General features: G+C 63.7%; 17 protein-coding genes and 1 tRNA gene. 13 read left to right on the plus strand and 5 right to left on the minus strand.

The features are described 5' to 3' along the window. Positions 1–37: 37 nt before the first annotated feature. From PAF18_RS10210 to PAF18_RS10235, 6 genes are read left to right on the plus strand one after another with little or no spacing between them, the layout of a single operon-like run. The gene (locus tag PAF18_RS10210) at positions 38–1,180 is read left to right on the plus strand and encodes a D-alanyl-D-alanine carboxypeptidase family protein (protein ID WP_271115617.1); all 1,143 of its coding nucleotides are present in this window, start codon (positions 38–40) and stop codon (positions 1,178–1,180) included. A 7-nt stretch (positions 1,181–1,187) separates the two neighbouring features. Next, positions 1,188–1,784, plus strand: coding sequence for a dTMP kinase (tmk, locus tag PAF18_RS10215; protein WP_271115618.1), 597 nt, complete (start codon positions 1,188–1,190; stop codon positions 1,782–1,784). Beyond that, positions 1,781–2,872 carry a DNA polymerase III subunit delta' gene (locus PAF18_RS10220; RefSeq protein WP_271115619.1) on the plus strand — a complete coding sequence of 364 codons (1,092 nt, stop codon included), beginning with the start codon at positions 1,781–1,783 and terminating at the stop codon, positions 2,870–2,872. The genes tmk and PAF18_RS10220 overlap by 4 nt, the downstream gene beginning before the upstream one ends. A 3-nt stretch (positions 2,873–2,875) precedes the next feature. Further along, positions 2,876–3,682: a TatD family hydrolase gene (locus tag PAF18_RS10225; RefSeq protein WP_271115620.1), complete on the plus strand. Its 807-nt coding sequence runs from the start codon at positions 2,876–2,878 to the stop codon at positions 3,680–3,682. After that, a complete protein-coding gene (locus tag PAF18_RS10230) occupies positions 3,679–4,482 on the plus strand; it encodes an MBL fold metallo-hydrolase (RefSeq protein ID WP_271115621.1) in 804 nt (267 codons plus the stop codon). The genes PAF18_RS10225 and PAF18_RS10230 overlap by 4 nt, the downstream gene beginning before the upstream one ends. Continuing rightward, entirely contained in the window at positions 4,479–5,420 is a 942-nt protein-coding gene (locus tag PAF18_RS10235) for an AEC family transporter (RefSeq protein WP_271115622.1), read from the plus strand. Before PAF18_RS10230 ends, PAF18_RS10235 begins: the two co-directional genes overlap by 4 nt. Here the strand turns inward: PAF18_RS10235 and PAF18_RS10240 are convergent. The 4 genes from PAF18_RS10240 to PAF18_RS10255 form a co-directional block, all read right to left on the minus strand. Further along, positions 5,417–6,388: an ABC transporter permease gene (locus PAF18_RS10240; RefSeq protein WP_271115623.1), complete on the minus strand. Its 972-nt coding sequence runs from the start codon at positions 6,386–6,388 to the stop codon at positions 5,417–5,419. The genes PAF18_RS10235 and PAF18_RS10240 overlap by 4 nt on opposite strands. 3 nt (positions 6,389–6,391) lie before the next feature. Continuing rightward, entirely contained in the window at positions 6,392–7,690 is a 1,299-nt protein-coding gene (locus PAF18_RS10245) for an ABC transporter permease (RefSeq protein ID WP_271115624.1), read from the minus strand. A 56-nt stretch (positions 7,691–7,746) separates the two neighbouring features. Further along, on the minus strand, positions 7,747–8,820 hold the full coding sequence (locus PAF18_RS10250) for an ABC transporter substrate-binding protein (protein WP_271115625.1): 1,074 nt from the start codon (positions 8,818–8,820) through the stop codon (positions 7,747–7,749). 78 nt (positions 8,821–8,898) lie between these two features. Further along, positions 8,899–10,002, minus strand: a complete 1,104-nt coding sequence (locus PAF18_RS10255) for an ABC transporter ATP-binding protein (protein ID WP_271115626.1) — start codon at positions 10,000–10,002, stop codon at positions 8,899–8,901. Positions 10,003–10,195: 193 nt separating this feature from the next. On the opposite strand from PAF18_RS10255, the gene PAF18_RS10260 reads away from it, so the two are divergent. The 6 genes from PAF18_RS10260 (at position 10,196) to PAF18_RS10285 (ending at position 14,723) form a co-directional block, all read left to right on the plus strand. Then, positions 10,196–10,282 (plus strand) — tRNA-Leu (locus tag PAF18_RS10260). Positions 10,283–10,374: 92 nt separating this feature from the next. Continuing rightward, on the plus strand, positions 10,375–10,890 hold the full coding sequence (locus PAF18_RS10265) for a hypothetical protein (RefSeq protein ID WP_271115627.1): 516 nt from the start codon (positions 10,375–10,377) through the stop codon (positions 10,888–10,890). Positions 10,891–11,021: 131 nt separating this feature from the next. Continuing rightward, positions 11,022–11,687, plus strand: coding sequence for a lipoyl(octanoyl) transferase LipB (lipB, locus tag PAF18_RS10270; RefSeq protein ID WP_271115628.1), 666 nt, complete (start codon positions 11,022–11,024; stop codon positions 11,685–11,687). Between the two features lie 92 nt (positions 11,688–11,779). Continuing rightward, a complete protein-coding gene (locus PAF18_RS10275; protein WP_271115629.1) occupies positions 11,780–12,244 on the plus strand; it encodes a c-type cytochrome in 465 nt (154 codons plus the stop codon). Positions 12,245–12,452: 208 nt separating this feature from the next. Then, positions 12,453–14,126: a cytochrome c oxidase subunit I gene (gene ctaD / locus PAF18_RS10280; RefSeq protein ID WP_271115630.1), complete on the plus strand. Its 1,674-nt coding sequence runs from the start codon at positions 12,453–12,455 to the stop codon at positions 14,124–14,126. Between the two features lie 102 nt (positions 14,127–14,228). Beyond that, on the plus strand, positions 14,229–14,723 hold the full coding sequence (locus PAF18_RS10285) for a DUF2244 domain-containing protein (protein WP_271115631.1): 495 nt from the start codon (positions 14,229–14,231) through the stop codon (positions 14,721–14,723). 114 nt (positions 14,724–14,837) lie between these two features. On the opposite strand, the gene PAF18_RS10290 is transcribed toward PAF18_RS10285, so the two are convergent. After that, entirely contained in the window at positions 14,838–15,299 is a 462-nt protein-coding gene (locus PAF18_RS10290; RefSeq protein ID WP_271115632.1) for a GatB/YqeY domain-containing protein, read from the minus strand. 131 nt (positions 15,300–15,430) lie between these two features. Here PAF18_RS10290 and carA point away from each other — a divergent pair, with 131 nt between their 5' ends. After that, entirely contained in the window at positions 15,431–16,591 is a 1,161-nt protein-coding gene (carA, locus tag PAF18_RS10295) for a glutamine-hydrolyzing carbamoyl-phosphate synthase small subunit (RefSeq protein WP_271115633.1), read from the plus strand. Positions 16,592–16,612 lie beyond the last annotated feature (21 nt).

Genomic DNA, 16,612 nt, shown 5'->3' on the forward strand with positions numbered 1-16,612 from the left:
AAATCCGGCATATCGCCCAAAAAGACAGGCACACCCCATGCGCGCAGCTCTGATCGCCATTTTCGCCCTTCTGCTGCCGATCCAGGCACTGGCTTTCGAAACCAATGCCCGCACCGCCTGGGTCTATGATGTCGGCACCGGCACGGTGCTGCTGGAAAAGAACGCCGATCAGGCCGTGCCGCCCGCCTCGATGTCGAAGCTGATGACCGTCTATATGCTGTTCGAGGCGGTGCGCGACGGTCGCTTGCAGATGGACACCCGGCTGCCGGTCTCGACCAAGGCGCGGCAGATGGCCGGGTCCACCATGTTTCTGAACGAACAGGACCGCCCCACCGTCGAAGAGCTGATCAAGGGCATCATCGTTCTGTCGGGCAATGACGCTTGCGTGGTGGTGGCCGAAGGGCTGGCGGGGACCGAAGACGCTTTCGCGCGACAGATGAACGACAAGGCGAAGGCGCTCGGGATGAATAATTCCAACTTCGCCAATTCGTCGGGCTGGCCGCATCCCGATCACGTCATGTCGGCGCATGATCTCGGCATCCTGGCCGAGCATCTCATCAATGATTTCCCCGAGCTCTACAAATATTTTGCCCTGACAGAGTTTCCCTATGACAACCGCGCCCCGGCGAACCGCTTTAATCGCAATCCGCTGCTGAAGCTCGGCATCGGCGCAGACGGGCTGAAGACGGGCCACACCGAAGAGGCAGGCTATGGGCTTGTCGGCTCGGCCGTGCAGGGCGACCGGCGGGTCATCTTCGTTGTGACCGGCATGGCCACCGAGGCCGCCCGCGCCGAGGAGGCCGAGCGGATCGCAGCATGGGCGTTTCGCGACTTCACCATGAAAGAGGTCGTGCCGCAGGGCGAAACCGTTGCCGAGGCGTCGGTCTGGCTGGGTGCGAAGTCAAATGTCGCGCTGACCACGCAGAACGGTCTGAACGTGCTGATGCCGATCGGCGCCGAACAGGGCGTGACCGCCGAGGCGGTCTATTCCGGCCCGATCCAGGCGCCGATCTCGGAAGGCGACCGGCTGGGCATGTTGCAGATCCAGATCCCGGGTGTGGGTCCGGCGAATGTGCCGCTGGTGGCCGCCGAGAATGTCGAGGCGGCGGGGTTTGTCGGCCGTCTGCGGAGCGCCGCGTTCCGTCTGGGCGGAGAAGCCTGGCAGGCGACGCGGCAGTAATTCGGGCATGTTCATCAGCTTCGAGGGCATTGACGGCAGCGGCAAGACCACGCAGGCGCGCCTGCTGGCCGAAGCGCTGCGTGCCGAGGGGCGCGAGGTGGTGCTGACGCGCGAGCCCGGCGGGTCCGACGGGGCCGAGCTGATCCGTCGCCTTCTGGTCGAGGGCGGGGCCGAGCGGTGGTCGCCCGAGACCGAGATCCTGCTTTTCAATGCCGCCCGCCGCGATCATCTGGAACGCAGCATCCTCCCGGCGCTCGAACGCGGCGCGGTTGTCGTCACCGACCGTTTCGCCGATTCGACCCGGGTCTATCAAGGTGCCACACGGGGTGATCTGGTGGACAAGGTCGAGAGCCTGCACCGTCTGATGATCGGGATCGAGCCGGACCGGACATTCGTGATCGACATCTCACCAGAGGACGGGCTCGCTCGCGGGGCCGCGCGCGGCGGGACCGAGGATCGCTTTGAATCTATGGGGCTTGGCTTTCAGGAAAAGCTGCGGGCGGGCTTTCTCTCGCTGGCCGATGCCCATCCAAAGAGGGTCCGCGTCATCGACGGCAGCGGCAGCGCAGACGAAGTCGCCGCCCGCGTCCGGGCCGCGTTATGAGCGACGACGCCCCCGAATCGGACCGCGTGCCCGGCGCGCCGCATCCCCGCCACGCCGAGGCGGCGGTCGGACATGACCACGCCATTGCCGATTTTCTCGCCGCTGCCGGGGCGCAGCGGTTGCATCATGCCTGGCTGATCACCGGGCCACGCGGGGTCGGCAAGGCGACGCTGGCCTGGGCGATGACGCGCTGGCTTCTGTCCGGCGGCGCGCCGGGTGATCTGCGCCTGCCGCCCGGCGATCCGGTGGCGCGGCGCGTGGCGGCGCTGTCCGAGCCGCGTCTGCATCTGGTGCGGCGCGGTTTCGATCAGAAGACCGGGCGGCTCAAGGCCGAAATCGGTGTCGACGATATTCGCGCCCTGCTCGGCTTTTTCCACATGAGCGCGGCCGAGGGCGGTCGCCGCGTGGCCATCGTCGATGCTGCCGACCAGATGAACGGCGCGGCGGCGAATGCACTGCTGAAAGTGCTGGAAGAACCCCCCGAGGGCGGACTCATCCTGCTGATCGCTCACCAACCGGCACGGCTTTTGCCCACGATCCGCTCGCGCTGTCGCGAGCTGCGCCTGTCTCCGCTTGCGCCCGAAGATATGACGGCGGTGCTTGCCGGTCTTGGCGTCACCGAGGATGCCGAGGCGCTGTCCGCGCTGTCCGGCGGCTCTGTCGGCGAGGCGCTGCGCCTGGCCGGGCAGGAGGGGCTGAAGGTCTATCGCCAGATCATCGAGCTGTTCGAGACCCTGCCCCGCTTCGACCGGATGAAGGCCCGCGCGCTGGCCGAGGCGGCGGGCGCACGCGCCACCGCCGATGGCGACCCCTTTGATCTGAGGGTGACATTGCTGGATCTCTTCCTCACCCGGCTCGCCCGTGCCGGGCTGCTCGGCGCGCCCGTCCCCGAAGCCGCGCCGGGAGAGGCGGCACTGATGGCACGGCTGTGCCCGGATACGGATGCGGCGCGGGTCTGGGCCGGCGCGCAGGCCGATCTGTCGGCGCGCGCCCGCAGCGGCCGGGCGGTCAACCTTGACCCTGCGGCGCTTGTCATGGATATGCTCACCCAACTTGCCGGGCTCGGCCCGGCGCACGCGAAAGCCTGACCCATGCCTTTACCCGAAGCCGGCAAGGCGGTCCCCATCGTGGACAGCCATTGCCATCTCGATTTCGAGAATTTCGACGAGGATCGCGACGCGCTGATCGCGCGCGCAAATGCCGCAGGCGTCACACGCATGGTGACGATCTGCACGAAGCTGCGCGAAGAACCGGCCGTGCGCGCCATCGCCGAAGCGCATGAGGGCGTGTTCTACGCCGCCGGCACCCATCCAATGAGCGTCGCGGACGAGCCGATGGTTTCGGTCGAGGAACTGGTCGCGCTTGCCGATCATCCGAAATTCGTCGGCATCGGCGAGACGGGGCTGGATTACCACTACACCGCCGAAAGCGCCGCTGTGCAGCAGGAAAGCCTGCGGATCCATATCGAGGCCGCGCGCCGCACCGGGCTGCCGCTGATCATCCATGCCCGCGACGCGGATGAGGACATGGCACGGATACTGACCGAGGAACATCGCGCCGGGGCCTATGACTGCGTGATGCATTGTTTCAGCTCGGGGGCGGGGCTGGCGCAGGCGGCGCTTGAGCTGGGGTTCTATCTGTCCATGTCGGGAATCGCGGCATTTCCGCGCTCGGCCGAGCTGCGCGAGATCTTTGCCGCAGCACCTCTGGACCGGATCCTGGTCGAGACCGACGCGCCCTATCTTGCCCCGCCCCCCCATCGCGGCAAGCGGAACGAGCCGGCATTCGTCACCCGCACCGCGGCGAAGGGCGCGGAGGTTTTCGGTCTCGACTATGCCGGTTTCGCCGCGCGCACCTCGGAGAATTTCGACCGGCTCTTCAGCAAGGCCGCCGCATGATCCGTGTCACCATCCTCGGCTGCGGCTCTTCCGGGGGCGTGCCCCGGATCGGCGGCAATTGGGGAGCCTGCAACCCGGAAAACCCGAGAAACCGCCGCCGCCGCTGCGCGATCCTGATCGAACGGGTTGGGACGGATGGCCGGACCAACCTGCTCGTCGATACCGGGCCCGATATGGTGCCGCAACTTCTGGATTCGGGCATCCGGACGCTTGACGCGGTGGTCTGGACCCATGCCCATGCCGACCATATTCACGGGATCGACGATCTGCGCCAGCTTGCCTATAATGCGCAGGAGCGGGTAAAGGGCTATGCCGATGCGCCGACCACGCAGGCGCTGACAAGCCGGTTCGGCTATCTGTTCAAGAGCCCGCCCGGCTCGCAATACCCGCCAATCTGCGACCTGCACCCGCTTGACGGGCCGATCACCGTGACCGGCGCAGGGGGCGATATCCGCGTCACCCCCTTTACCGTGCCGCACGGGGCGATCACCGCACTCGGGCTGAGGATCGAGACCGCCTCGGGCGGGATCATCTACTTGCCAGACGTGCAGCATATTCCCGACGAGGCATGGGACATCATCGGCACGCCGGAGATCTTTATCTGCGACGCGCTGCGCTATAAGCCGCATCCGAGCCATGCGCATCTGGCGCTGGCGGTGGAATGGATCAATTCTGCCCGCGCCCGTCAGGGCGTGCTGACCAATATGCATATCGATCTCGATTACGACGAGGTCGCGAACGAAACACCGGATCATGTCGTGCCGGCCTATGACGGCATGGTGCTCGAGGCCCGCTCTTGAGCGCATTATTCGACGTGGTGCTGCCGGTCTTTCTGGTGGTCGGCTTTGGCTATGCCGTCAGCTGGCGCGGATGGTTCTCGGAATCCGCGGTGGATGGCGTGATGCGCTTCGCGCAAAATTTCGCGGTGCCGGTGCTGCTCTTCCAGTCCATTGCCCGGCTCGATCTATCGGCCGAGTTCAACCTGCCGATGCTGGCGGCCTTCTATACGGGTGCGCTTGTCTCATTCGCCATCGGTGCGTTCGGCGCGCGCTGGATGGGCCGCCCGCCCGAGGATGCGGTCGCCATCGGCTTTGTCTGCCTGTTCTCGAATTCGCTGCTGCTCGGGGTGCCGATCACCGAGCGCGCTTACGGCACCGAGGCTCTGGCCGGGAACTGGACGATCATCGCGCTGCATTCTCCGCTGCTTTACACCTTCGGTATCACGGTGATGGAGTTCACCCGCGCCAGCGGGCAGGATCTCTCGATCGGGCGGGTGGCGATCCGGGCGCTGACCGGGGCACTGCGGACCCCGCTGGTGATCGGCATCCTGTCGGGCGCGGCGATGAACCTGATGCTTCAGGCCGGGCTGGTGCTGCCGGGCAGTTTCTGGGACGGGGTCGCGCTAATGGCGCGGGCCGCCCTGCCCTCGGCGCTGTTCGCGCTTGGCGGGATCCTGTTCCGCTACAAACCCGAGGGTGACAGCCGCGTCATTGCCATGTGCTGCGCCGTGGCGCTGATCCTGCACCCGGCGATCACCTATGGGCTGGGGCGCTTGCTGTCGCTTGACGTTCCGGCGATGCGCTCGGCGGTGATGACGGCGGCGATGGCGCCCGGGGTGAACGCCTATCTTTTTGCCTCGATCTATGGCGTCGCAAAGCGGGTCTCTGCCTCGGCGGTGCTGATCGCGACGGCGCTGTCAATCCTCAGCGTCTCGGTCTGGGTGATGATCCTGCCCTAGCCGGGGGTGACACCGCGAATACGCTCGGACCGGCGGCGAAGCAGTTCGACCGTGGTCAGCAGCGCAATCGAAAAGCCGACGAGCAGCGTCGCCACCGCGAGAATCGCCGGGCTGATCTGTTCGCGGATGCCGATCCACATCTGGCGCGGGATGGTCTGCTGCTCGGGTCCGGCGATGAACAGCACCACCACCACCTCATCGAATGAGGTGACAAAGGCAAACAGCGCGCCGGAAATCACCCCGGGCAGGATCAGCGGCATGGTGATGCGAAAGAAGGTCGTGCGCGGGTTGGCCCCGAGGCTCGCCGCAGCCCGGTTCAGCGACTGGTCGAAGCCGATCAGCGTCGCCGTCACCGTGATGATGACAAAGGGCACGCCGAGCGTCGCATGGGCGAGGATCACGCCCAGATAGGTATTGGCCAGGCAGCCGCGATTGGACAGGACCGGGCTGAACAGATCCTGCATCCACGATCCCTGCGGCACGCAGGCCGAGGAGTAGAAGAAGAACAGCCCGGTTGCGGTAATAATCAGCGGGACGATCATGGGCGAGATCAGCGTCGCCATGATGAGCCGGCGATACGGCATCTCGGAACGCGACAGCCCGAGCGCCGCCAATGTTCCCAGCACCGTGGCGAGGATGGTCGAGAAAACCCCCACGAAAAGCGAGTTCTTCGCCGCGTTCACCCAGTTGGAATTGGCCCACATATCCGCGAACCAAGCCGCGTCGCGCGGTGCATCGGGCCGGGCCATGCCGAAGGTCGCCAGCCGGTCATACCATTGCAGCGAATATCCCTCGGGGTCGAGCGACAGCATCTCTTGGGTGAAGGTGAAAAAACGGTCGGCGTTAAAGCTGAGCGGGATGATGACCACGATCGGCGCGATCAGGAAGAAGAAGATCAACGCGCATAGCAGCAGATAGCTCCGGTGCCAGAGCCGTTCCAGCGGCGATGCGTAACTCGGAAGCGCCATGATCTATCCCAGCTTCAGATTATCGATGCCGACGAGGCGGTCATAGACCCAGTAGAGGATCAGAACTCCGGCCAGCAGGATCGCCGCCAGCGCGGCGGCCATCGACCAGTTCAGCGTTCCGGTCATATGTTCGGCAATCATGTTGGAGATGAGCTGCCCGGACGAGCCGCCGACAAGCGCCGGGGTGATGTAGTATCCCACAGCGAGAATGAAGACGAGCAGCGCGCCGGCCCCCAGCCCCGGCAGGGTCTGCGGGAAATAGACCCGGCGGAACGCGGTCCAGCTCGTCGCCCCGAGCGAGCGCGCCGCGCGGACATAGGCCGGGTTGATTGTCCGCATCACCGAATAAAGCGGCAGGATCATGAAGGGCAGCAGGATATGGGTCATCGCCACGATGGTGCCGACCTGATTATACATCATCTCGAGCCGGCCATTGCTGTCGATCACGCCGAGCCAGACGAGCGTGTCGTTCACAACGCCCTGCTGTTGCAGCAACACCATCCATGAGCTCGTCCGCACGAGCAGCGAGGTCCAGAAGGGCAGCAGGACGAGGATCATCAGCAGGTTGGATTTGCGCATCGGCAGCGTCGCCAGCAGATGCGCGACGGGAAAACCCAGCAGAAAGGTCAGCGCGGTGATCAGGCCGGACAGCCACAATGTGCGCAGGAACAGCATCACATAGACCTGCCGGTGTTCGGCGACAGGTGTGATGTTTCCGTCGATATCGCGCGTGCGGTCCACCGAGGCGAGATAGAAACTGTCCGTGTAGGCCGTCGAGGCACCGCGCATCGCCGCCCAAATCTCGGCATCGGCCCATTCCTCGTCGATCTCCAGCAGGGCCTGCTGATAGGGCGGCTCGATGCCGCGACGGACCTGGCGACCGGTCGAGGTGAAAAGCGACCGGGTGCCGGGAACCTCGTAATTGATCCGCGTGCCGACCGTGCCGATGCTGCGTTCCTCGGCAGATGCGAGAAGATCGCGGGCGAGCGCGGCAAAGGCGGCCTCGTCTGGCGTGGTTCCGGGCGGATTTTCAGCGAACCAGGCAGAGATCTCGGGCATATTCGCCGAGAAGCCGTCATTATGCGCCGAGCGATAGAGCAGCTGACCGATCGGGACCACGAAGGTGAAGACGATAAAGGCAAGCAGCGGTGCGACGAGGAAAAACGCCCGCCGCCGTGCTGCGCGCGACGATCTGGCCAATGCCTTCTGAAGCGGCTGACCATCCGCAGTGGTCAGCTTCCCATCCGGCGCGCCGCCAGCCTCGGTGACGATGGCCGCGTGGGGATCGAGCGGAGTTGCCATATCGCTATCCTGCAAGCTCCGGCCGCAGCGCGCAGCGCCGCGGCCGGATGTGGTCCTCAGCCTGCGAGCCAGGCGTTGAAGCGCTCATTGAGTTCGGAGTCGTAATCGACCCAGAAATCGAGGTTAGAGCCAAGCGCATTGGTCATGTTCTCTTCCGAGGTCGGAAGATTCGGACCCATCGGCTCTTCGCTGCCTTCGATATTGCCGACCATCGCGGCAGCCGAGCGGCGGGGCGGGCCATAGCTGATGAACTCGGCAGCGCGGGCCTGATTCGCCGGCGCGGTGGAGAAGGCGATGAACTGCATCGCTTCTTCCATGTTCGGCGCGCCCTGCGGGATGACCCAGCCTTCCATCTCGTAGATCTGACCGTCCCAGATGATTTCGAAGGGCTGGTCGTCCTGCTGAACCGCGTCGAAGATCCGGCCATTGAACGCATAGGCCATGCTGACCTCGCCATCGGCCAGAAGCTGCGGCGGCTGCGCACCGGCTTCCCACCAGACAACCTCATCCTTTATGCTGTCCAGCTTGGCGAAGGCACGGTCCACCCCTTCGGGCGTTTCCAGCGTCGCATAGACTTCATCGGCGGGCACGCCATCAGCCATCAGCGCGAGTTCCAAGTTGAACTTCGCCCCCTTGCGCATGGTGCGCTTGCCCGGAAAAGCCTCGAGATCAAAGAAATCCGCCGGGGCGGAAGGCTTGGCATCGGCGAATTGCTCGTCGTTATAAACCAGGACCATCGAATAGACGTCAGTGCCGACGAAACAATCGGTCACGCCGCCCTCGATATAGTCATCCGTCGCGGCGGTGCCGTCCTCTGCCGCTTCCAGGGCCGAGGCGTCGATCTCTTCCAACAGACCTTCGTCGCACAGGCGCACCGCGTCGGCATATTCGACCGAGGCCACATCGGAGGTCACGTTCCCCGCCTCGACCATCGCCTTGATCGGGGTGGCGGGGTTGTCGGCATCGGCGATGTTCACAGCGATGCCGGTCTCTTCTGTAAAGGGCTTGGCATAGGCTTCGAGATGCGAATTGCCGTAGGCGCCGCCCCAGGACAGCAAGTTCACCTCCTGCGCCGAGGCTCCGAATGCCATCGTGCAGAGCGTGGTGGTCGTGATCAGGGTCTTTTTCATTCGAAATCTCCTGTTGGGTTTGGGTCGGCGCATTGGCCGTTATCATTGGACGCGGATCTGCGTCAGGCCGGCCTCCTGTCAGACCGGATCGAGCGCGCGGGCATCCTGCGGATGCCAGCCGATGCGGATATGTTCGCCGGGATTCAACCGGGTCTGGCCGTGCGTGTTGCGGAACTTCATCACGAAATCATCCTGTCCGGCGACCTTCAGCCGCGCCCGCAGAATGTCGCCCATATAGACCACCTCGGCCACCTCGGCGTCGATCCTATGCGCGCCATCCGCCATCATTCCCGGCTTGAACTCGACCCGCTCCGGCCTGATCGAGACGGTGGTGGGCTGGCCGACCTCGCGTATGTTCACCGCAGTGGCGTCGATGATCTCGCCATTCCACAGCGTGACGGTCGCCCGATCACCGTCAAGGCTGGAAATCGTGCCGCCAAGCGCGTTGTTTTCCCCGATGAACCCGGCAACGAAGCTGTTTTCGGGGCGCTCATACAGCGCCGCGGGCTCGGCCAGTTGCTGGATTCGGCCGTCGTTGAAGACGGCGATGCGGTCCGACATGGTCAGCGCCTCGGACTGATCATGGGTGACATAGACCACCGTGATGCCCAGCCGCTCGTGCAGCTCCTTGATCTCGAACTGCATATGCTCGCGCAGTTGCTTGTCGAGCGCGCCAAGCGGTTCGTCCATCAGCACCAGCTTCGGATCGAAGACCAGGGCCCGGGCAAGCGCGATGCGCTGCTGCTGCCCGCCTGAAAGCTGCGCCGGGCGGCGGGTCTCGAAACCGCCCATCTGCACCATGTCGAGCGCACGGCGGATGCGGTCGGTCCGCTCGGCCTTCGACAGCCCCCTCACCTCGAGCGGGAAGGCCAGATTTTCACCCACGCTCATATGCGGGAAAAGCGCGTAATTCTGGAACACCATCCCGATCCCGCGCTTATGCGGCGGCACCTGGTTGATGTTGCGATCGTCGAGCCGGATCTCGCCATGAGTTGCGGTCTCGAAACCGGCCAGCATCATCAGGCAGGTGGTCTTGCCTGACCCTGACGGGCCGAGCATGGTCAGGAACTCACCCCGGCCAATGGAAAGATTCAGGTCTTCGACGACAAGCGTCTGCCCGTCATAGCTTTTCTGCACATGGTCGAAGACGACGAAATCGCCGTCGCGGGTCTTGGTCGTCAAGCGCGGTCCCCTGTCGTGGATTATGGTTCTTGTCTCCGCTGGCGGCAGGTTAAGCGGGGCGGCGTCAGGATTGCAACAGCGCCGTGATGATCGCGCCCCGCGACGCACGCTGTGCCGATTTCCTGTGCAGATGCGTCGAATACCCCTTTTCAACCGCGCCCCGAGTCGTTATCTGCACGGCTTGTCGCGAGATGCGGTCGTGGCGGAATTGGTAGACGCGCAGCGTTGAGGTCGCTGTTCCCTAACCGGAGTGGAAGTTCGAGTCTTCTCGACCGCACCATCGACATAGATGAGGGCAGCAGCGATGCGCCATCAGCCTGGCCGGACCTGCCCGGCGCCTTCTGATCCAATTTCATATCGAAACGTCGCACAATGCGGGCGCCCGCTCATTTTTTTGCCGGCGTCGTTAACCGCCGATTCACCTTTTTTCTCCAAACATCTCCGCGAGCCAATGAACGGAGATCGCGGATGACTTCCCCCCTGCCCCTTCTCGCCGCTGCCATGCCGCTGCTGCTGGCCGCCTGCGCCGATGTGAACGACACGCCGGTCAGCAGTACGCCAACACAGATGACGGGCGATGATCGCAGCTTTCTGCAAAGCTCGATCACCGATCAGCTCAAGGATCCCGATGCGGCACTTTTCCGCAATCTTCGCGTCTACGAGCTCAGCGGCGGACAGGGGCGCGTGCTGTGTGGCGAGCTGAACGGCAAGAACTCCTTCGGCGCCTATGTCGGCTATGAGCCCTTTGTCATGCGCATCAAGGACGGCCAGGTGGTGTCGCAATATGTCGGCACCGGCGAAGAAGTGAGCGCGACAGGCCTGCGCGCCAAGCAAGGCTGCGAACAGGCAGCGACCGGTGAAATGAAGATCAAGGCGGATCTCGGCTGACCAGAAGCACCTGCCCGGCCATAGTGCAGCCAACGGCCACTGGCAGGCTTCCCTTTTCGCGGAGGGCTGATTAGGTCAGCCGAGATTGCGGCATGCCTTCGGGCAAGCCGCGCCCTCCGCGGAGATCACGCATGTCCCACCCAGAACCCGAATGGGTCATCAGCTCCGGCCTGACCGGCTATGAAGACGCGGTCGCGGAGATGGGGGCCCATGTCGCAGACATGCATGCGGGGCGCGCGGGCGAGCGGATCTGGCTCGTCGAGCACCCGCCCCTTTATACGGCAGGCACTTCGGCCAAGGCGGCGGATCTTCTGGATGCGAGGTTTCCGGTCCACGCCACTGGACGTGGCGGTCAATACACCTATCACGGGCCGGGACAGCGCATCATCTATACCATGCTCGATCTAAACCGCCGTGGCCGCGATGTGCGCGGTTTCGTCAAGTCGCTGGAAGGCTGGGTGATCGACACATTGGCCGAATTCGGCATCAGCGGAGAAATCCGCGAAGGCCGCGTCGGCGTCTGGGTGCCGCGTCCCGAGAAACCGGCGCTTCCCGACGGCGCGATGCGCGAGGACAAGATCGCCGCCATCGGGATAAAGCTGCGTCGCTGGATCAGCTTTCACGGCATCTCGATCAATGTCGAACCGGATCTGAGCCATTATGGCGGCATCGTGCCCTGCGGCATTTCGGGACATGGCGTGACCAGCCTCGTCGATCTGGGCCTTCCGGTTGGGATGGAGGATCTGGACAATGCGCTGCGCGCCACCTTCGCCCAACGATTCGCCGCGGAGAATTGAGTTGACCTTGCCTCGGACGATTCGTCACATTCCGGCGTGACCATATCCCTGCGACGCCTTTTTCCGGTGTTCGACAGCAAAGGAATACGAGGATGAAGACCAGCCTGATCGCCATGTTTTCCGTGCTCAGCCTCGCCGCACCCGCGCTCGCCCAGGAGGGCGACATTGCCGCCGGCGAGAAAGAATTCAACAAATGCAAGGCGTGCCACATGATCCGCGATGATTCTGGCGAGGATATCGTGCGCGGCGGGCGAACCGGTCCGAATCTCTACGGGATCGTCGGGCGGGAAATCGCCTCGGTCGAGGGTTTCCGCTATGGCGACGGGATCAGGGCGCTCGCCGAGAAAAATCCCGGAGCGAGCTGGGATGTGAACTCGCTGAAGGCCTATGTCACCGATCCGACGGCCTATCTGAAAGCGCATTCCGGCGATGACGGCGCGCGTTCGATGATGACCTTCAAGCTGAACAAGAATCAGGACGATCTGGTCGCCTTTCTGCTGAGCGTCTCGCCCGATGCGCCCGAGCAGCCTGCATCCGGCGATGGGGCGCCGCAGTAAATCGCGGATGAATTGCGACAGAATGTCGCAAGATTGACACAGCCGCCTGCGACACAGTGTTGCGCCGGCTGTGTTCTGGCAAAAAAACCCGTGTTTCCCGCATAGTTTCCCATGCTGCCCGCATTGCCGCACCCGGCCAGTATGGCTATTGTGCGGTCATCTGCCGGCCATGCCGGCCGCCTCAGGATCAACCCAGGGAGATCGCGCAATGGCCGACGCAGCCGTTCACGAATCCGGCGGACATCACGACGATCGCGGGTTCTTCACCCGTTGGTTTATGTCCACCAACCACAAGGATATCGGTATCCTTTATCTGTTCACGGCCGGCATCGTCGGCCTGATCTCGGTCTGTTTCACCGTCTATATGCGGATGGAGCTGCAGTTTCCGGGTGTGCAGTATATGTGCATGGAAGGCGCGCGGCTGTTCCCGAGCTCCGAGGAATGCACGCCGAACGGCCATCTCTGGAACGTGATGATCACCTATCACGGCGTGCTGATGATGTTCTTCGTCGTGATCCCCGCGCTGTTCGGCGGGTTCGGCAACTTTTTCATGCCGCTTCAGATCGGCGCGCCGGATATGGCGTTCCCGCGGCTGAACAACCTGTCATACTGGCTCTATGTCTGCGGCACCGCCCTGGGGATCGCATCGCTGCTGGCGCCGGGCGGCAACTCTCAGCTGGGCTCCGGCGTGGGCTGGGTGCTTTATCCGCCGCTTTCGACGACCGAGGCGGGCTCCTCCATGGATCTGGCGATCTTCGCCGTGCACGTGTCGGGCGCATCGTCGATCCTGGGCGCGATCAACATCATCACCACCTTCCTGAACATGCGCGCCCCCGGCATGACGCTCTTCAAGGTGCCGCTGTTCGCCTGGTCGGTCTTTATCACCGCATGGCTGATCCTGCTGGCCCTGCCGGTGCTGGCCGGCGCGATCACCATGCTGCTGATGGATCGCAATTTCGGCACCAACTTCTTCAACCCGGCTGGTGGCGGCGACCCGATCCTGTATCAGCACATCCTGTGGTTCTTCGGCCATCCGGAGGTGTATATCATCATCCTCCCCGGCTTCGGCATCATCAGCCATGTCATCGCCACCTTCTCGCGCAAGCCGATCTTCGGCTATCTGCCGATGGTGCTGGCCATGGCCGCGATCGGGATTTTGGGCTTCGTCGTGTGGGCGCACCACATGTATACGGTCGGCATGTCGCTGACCCAGCAGAGCTATTTCATGCTGGCCACCATGACCATCGCGGTGCCGACCGGCATCAAGGTGTTTTCATGGATCGCGACGATGTGGGGCGGCTCGATCGAGTTCAAGACGCCGATGCTCTGGGCCTTCGGTTTCCTGTTCCTGTTCACCGTCGGCGGCGTGACCGGCGTGGTGCTCAGCCAGGCACCGCTGGACCGGGTCTATCACGACACCTATTACGTCGTGGCGCATTTCCACTATGTGATGTCGCTGGGCGCGGTTTACGCCATCTTTGCCGGGATCTATTTCTGGATCGGCAAGATGTCGGGCCGTCAATATCCCGAATGGGCCGGCAAGCTGCATTTCTGGGCGATGTTCATCGGGTCGAACCTGATCTTCTTCCCGCAGCACTTCCTGGGCCGTCAGGGCATGCCGCGCCGCTATATCGACTATCCGGAGGCCTTCGCTTTCTGGAACAATGTCTCGTCGATCGGCGCCTATATCGCCTTTGCGTCGTTCCTTTTCTTCATCGGGATCGTGTTCTACACCCTGTTTGCAGGCAAGCGCGTGACCGAGAATAATTACTGGAACGAATATGCGGACACGCTGGAATGGACCCTGCCCTCGCCGCCGCCCGAACACACATTCGAGCAGCTGCCGAAGCGTGAGGACTGGGACCGCAGCCCGGCGCACTGATACCGCCCGATGACGAACAGCGGCCCCGGAGCGATCCGGGGCCGTTTTCATGTCCGGCATCGAAAATGCGGCCCGCCCGTATCACTGCCACGAGGTCACCTCATGCCCTATCAGTGGAGCAAGACCGGAAAAGAAGAGCTGCTGCTCGCTTGGCCCCACCGCTCTTTGCCGCGCCGGGGCTTCGTCTGGTTTATCGGCATCACCGCAGCTCTGCTGACCCTGCCGCTGATGGCGGTGCTGGGCAGTGTCGTGATGTGGGCGCTGCTGCCATTCATGCTCGGCGCCATTGCGGCGGTCTGGTGGGCGATCAGCCACAGCTATCGCACCGGCTCCACGCTGGAAGAGCTGCGGTTTGCTGGCGGCTGCATCGCGCTGACCCGCCACGAACCCGGCAAGCCCGTGCGCGAGTGGAGGGCCAAAGCCTATTGGATCCGCGCCATTATCCGCCCCGGCCCGGTAGAAAGCTATCTCGTCCTCGTCGGTGACCACGAATCGGGCCGCGAGATCGAGTTCGGCGCGTTCCTCGCCCCCGAAGAGCGCGTCGCCCTGCTATCAGAGCTGAACCGCGCCCTCGCGCGGCACAGCGGCAGGGCATAGCCGGAATATCTCAGCCTTGAGTGCAGGGCATTTTCGCGATGCTGCGATCCTTCTGCACTGTCGCATGAACCACCGCCACGACGACGCTGCCAAGGACCAGCATGCTGCGCAAGGTCAGAGCAGCTTCTGTTTCACCATCTGGCCGACCGCTCCGAAATCCATCTGACCGGCATAGCGGGTCTTCAGCTCACCCATGACGCGGCCCATATCGCGGACGGACTCGGCATTTAGCTCGGCTATGACGCCGTCAACCGCTGCACGCGCCTCTTCCTCGGACATGCGTCGGGGCAGGAACTCCTCGATTACCGCGATTTCGGCGTTTTCCTTTTCCGCCAGTTCCAGCCGACCACCCTCTTCATAGCTGCGCGCGGATTCCTGGCGCTGCTTGACCATCTTGGACAGGATCGCAACCAGATCGGCATCGCTCATCACACCGCCCTCGCCTTCGCCGGTGCGGGCGGCGATCTCACGGTCCTTGATCGCAGCCGAGATCAGACGCAGCGTCGACAGCCGCAGCTGATCCCTTGCCTTCATCGCATCTTTGGTCGCGCTCTGGATTTTCGTCTTCAGATCCATGGTCATCCCCATGTATGGCTCAAGCGCTGTGAAATAGGGGCAGCAAGCCCCCGGTTCAAGCCCGCCCTCGCTTGACCGCGCGGCGGCGCTTGACTAGGTTCCGCGCGATCAGCTGATACGGAGCCCGCATCATGAACGCGCAAGCCGCGAAACCGACCGCCTGCCTTGCCCTCGCGGACGGCACGATTTTTACCGGCCAGGGCTTCGGCGCAACCGGCGAGGTGGTCGCAGAACTGGTCTTTAACACGGCGATGACCGGCTATCAGGAGATCATGACCGATCCCTCCTATGCGAGTCAGGTCGTTACCTTCACCTTCCCGCATATCGGCAATACCGGCATCACCGAGGAAGATGACGAGGCCCCCGATCCGGTCGCCAGCGGCATCGTCGTCAAATGGGACCCGACCGAGCCGTCGAACTGGCGCGCGACTTCGGATCTGCAGGACTGGATGCGCCGCCGCGGGCGCGTGGGAATCGGCGGCGTCGACACGCGGCGCCTCACCCGCGCGATCCGCCAGCAAGGCAGCCCGCATGTGGTGCTGGCCCATGATCCTGACGGGAATTTCGACATTCAGGCAATGGTGACACGGGCTCGCGAATGGCAGGGTCTTGTCGGGCTGGATCTCGCGAAAGAGGTTTCGACCCGGCAGAGCTATCGCTGGGATACCGGGCTGTGGAGCTGGCCGGGGGAGTTTGCCGGCAATGGCGAGGAAAGGCCGTTCAAGGTGGTGGCGCTCGATTACGGTGCCAAACGCAACATCCTGCGCTCGCTGGTGGCTTCCGGGGCGGATGTGACGGTCCTGCCGGCCACCGCGACCGCCGAAGAGGTTCTGTCGCATGACCCCGAGGGTGTTTTCCTGTCGAATGGCCCCGGCGACCCCGCAGCGACCGGCAGCTATGCCGTACCGATGATTCAGCAGCTTCTCGATCGGGACATGCCGATCTTCGGTATCTGCCTCGGCCATCAGATGCTGGCTCTGGCCCTAGGCGCCAAGACGGTCAAGATGGGCCACGGTCATCACGGCGCCAACCATCCGGTGCGCGACGTCGATACGGGCAAGGTGGAAATCACCTCGATGAATCATGGCTTCGCGGTCGATGCGCAAACCTTCCCGAGCGGCGTGCGGGAAACGCATATCAGCCTCTTCGACGGCTCGAATTGCGGGCTCGCCGTCGCGGACAAGCCGGTATTTTCGGTGCAGTATCACCCCGAGGCGAGCCCCGGCCCGCAGGACTCGGCCTATCTGTTCACCCGCTTTGCCGATGCGATGCGGACCCGTCGCGAAGGCTGAAAATATAGCCACAACAGTCAC

It is taken from the genome of Paracoccus sediminicola, assembly GCF_027912835.1.
GTDB lineage: Bacteria > Pseudomonadota > Alphaproteobacteria > Rhodobacterales > Rhodobacteraceae > Paracoccus > Paracoccus sediminicola.

Bases quoted from the DNA above. Each gene is read 5' to 3' on its own strand.
- PAF18_RS10210 (WP_271115617.1), top strand. From the start codon at position 38: ATGCGCGCAGCTCTGATCGCCATTTTCGCCCTTCTGCTGCCGATCCAG.
- tmk (WP_271115618.1), top strand. From the start codon at position 1,188: ATGTTCATCAGCTTCGAGGGCATTGACGGCAGCGGCAAGACCACGCAG.
- PAF18_RS10220 (WP_271115619.1), top strand. From the start codon at position 1,781: ATGAGCGACGACGCCCCCGAATCGGACCGCGTGCCCGGCGCGCCGCAT.
- PAF18_RS10225 (WP_271115620.1), top strand. From the start codon at position 2,876: ATGCCTTTACCCGAAGCCGGCAAGGCGGTCCCCATCGTGGACAGCCAT.
- PAF18_RS10230 (WP_271115621.1), top strand. From the start codon at position 3,679: ATGATCCGTGTCACCATCCTCGGCTGCGGCTCTTCCGGGGGCGTGCCC.
- PAF18_RS10240 (WP_271115623.1), bottom strand. From the start codon at position 6,388: ATGGCGCTTCCGAGTTACGCATCGCCGCTGGAACGGCTCTGGCACCGG.
- PAF18_RS10245 (WP_271115624.1), bottom strand. From the start codon at position 7,690: ATGGCAACTCCGCTCGATCCCCACGCGGCCATCGTCACCGAGGCTGGC.
- PAF18_RS10250 (WP_271115625.1), bottom strand. From the start codon at position 8,820: ATGAAAAAGACCCTGATCACGACCACCACGCTCTGCACGATGGCATTC.
- PAF18_RS10265 (WP_271115627.1), top strand. From the start codon at position 10,375: ATGCGGGCGCCCGCTCATTTTTTTGCCGGCGTCGTTAACCGCCGATTC.
- lipB (WP_271115628.1), top strand. From the start codon at position 11,022: ATGTCCCACCCAGAACCCGAATGGGTCATCAGCTCCGGCCTGACCGGC.
- PAF18_RS10275 (WP_271115629.1), top strand. From the start codon at position 11,780: ATGAAGACCAGCCTGATCGCCATGTTTTCCGTGCTCAGCCTCGCCGCA.
- ctaD (WP_271115630.1), top strand. From the start codon at position 12,453: ATGGCCGACGCAGCCGTTCACGAATCCGGCGGACATCACGACGATCGC.
- PAF18_RS10285 (WP_271115631.1), top strand. From the start codon at position 14,229: ATGCCCTATCAGTGGAGCAAGACCGGAAAAGAAGAGCTGCTGCTCGCT.
- PAF18_RS10290 (WP_271115632.1), bottom strand. From the start codon at position 15,299: ATGGATCTGAAGACGAAAATCCAGAGCGCGACCAAAGATGCGATGAAG.
- carA (WP_271115633.1), top strand. From the start codon at position 15,431: ATGAACGCGCAAGCCGCGAAACCGACCGCCTGCCTTGCCCTCGCGGAC.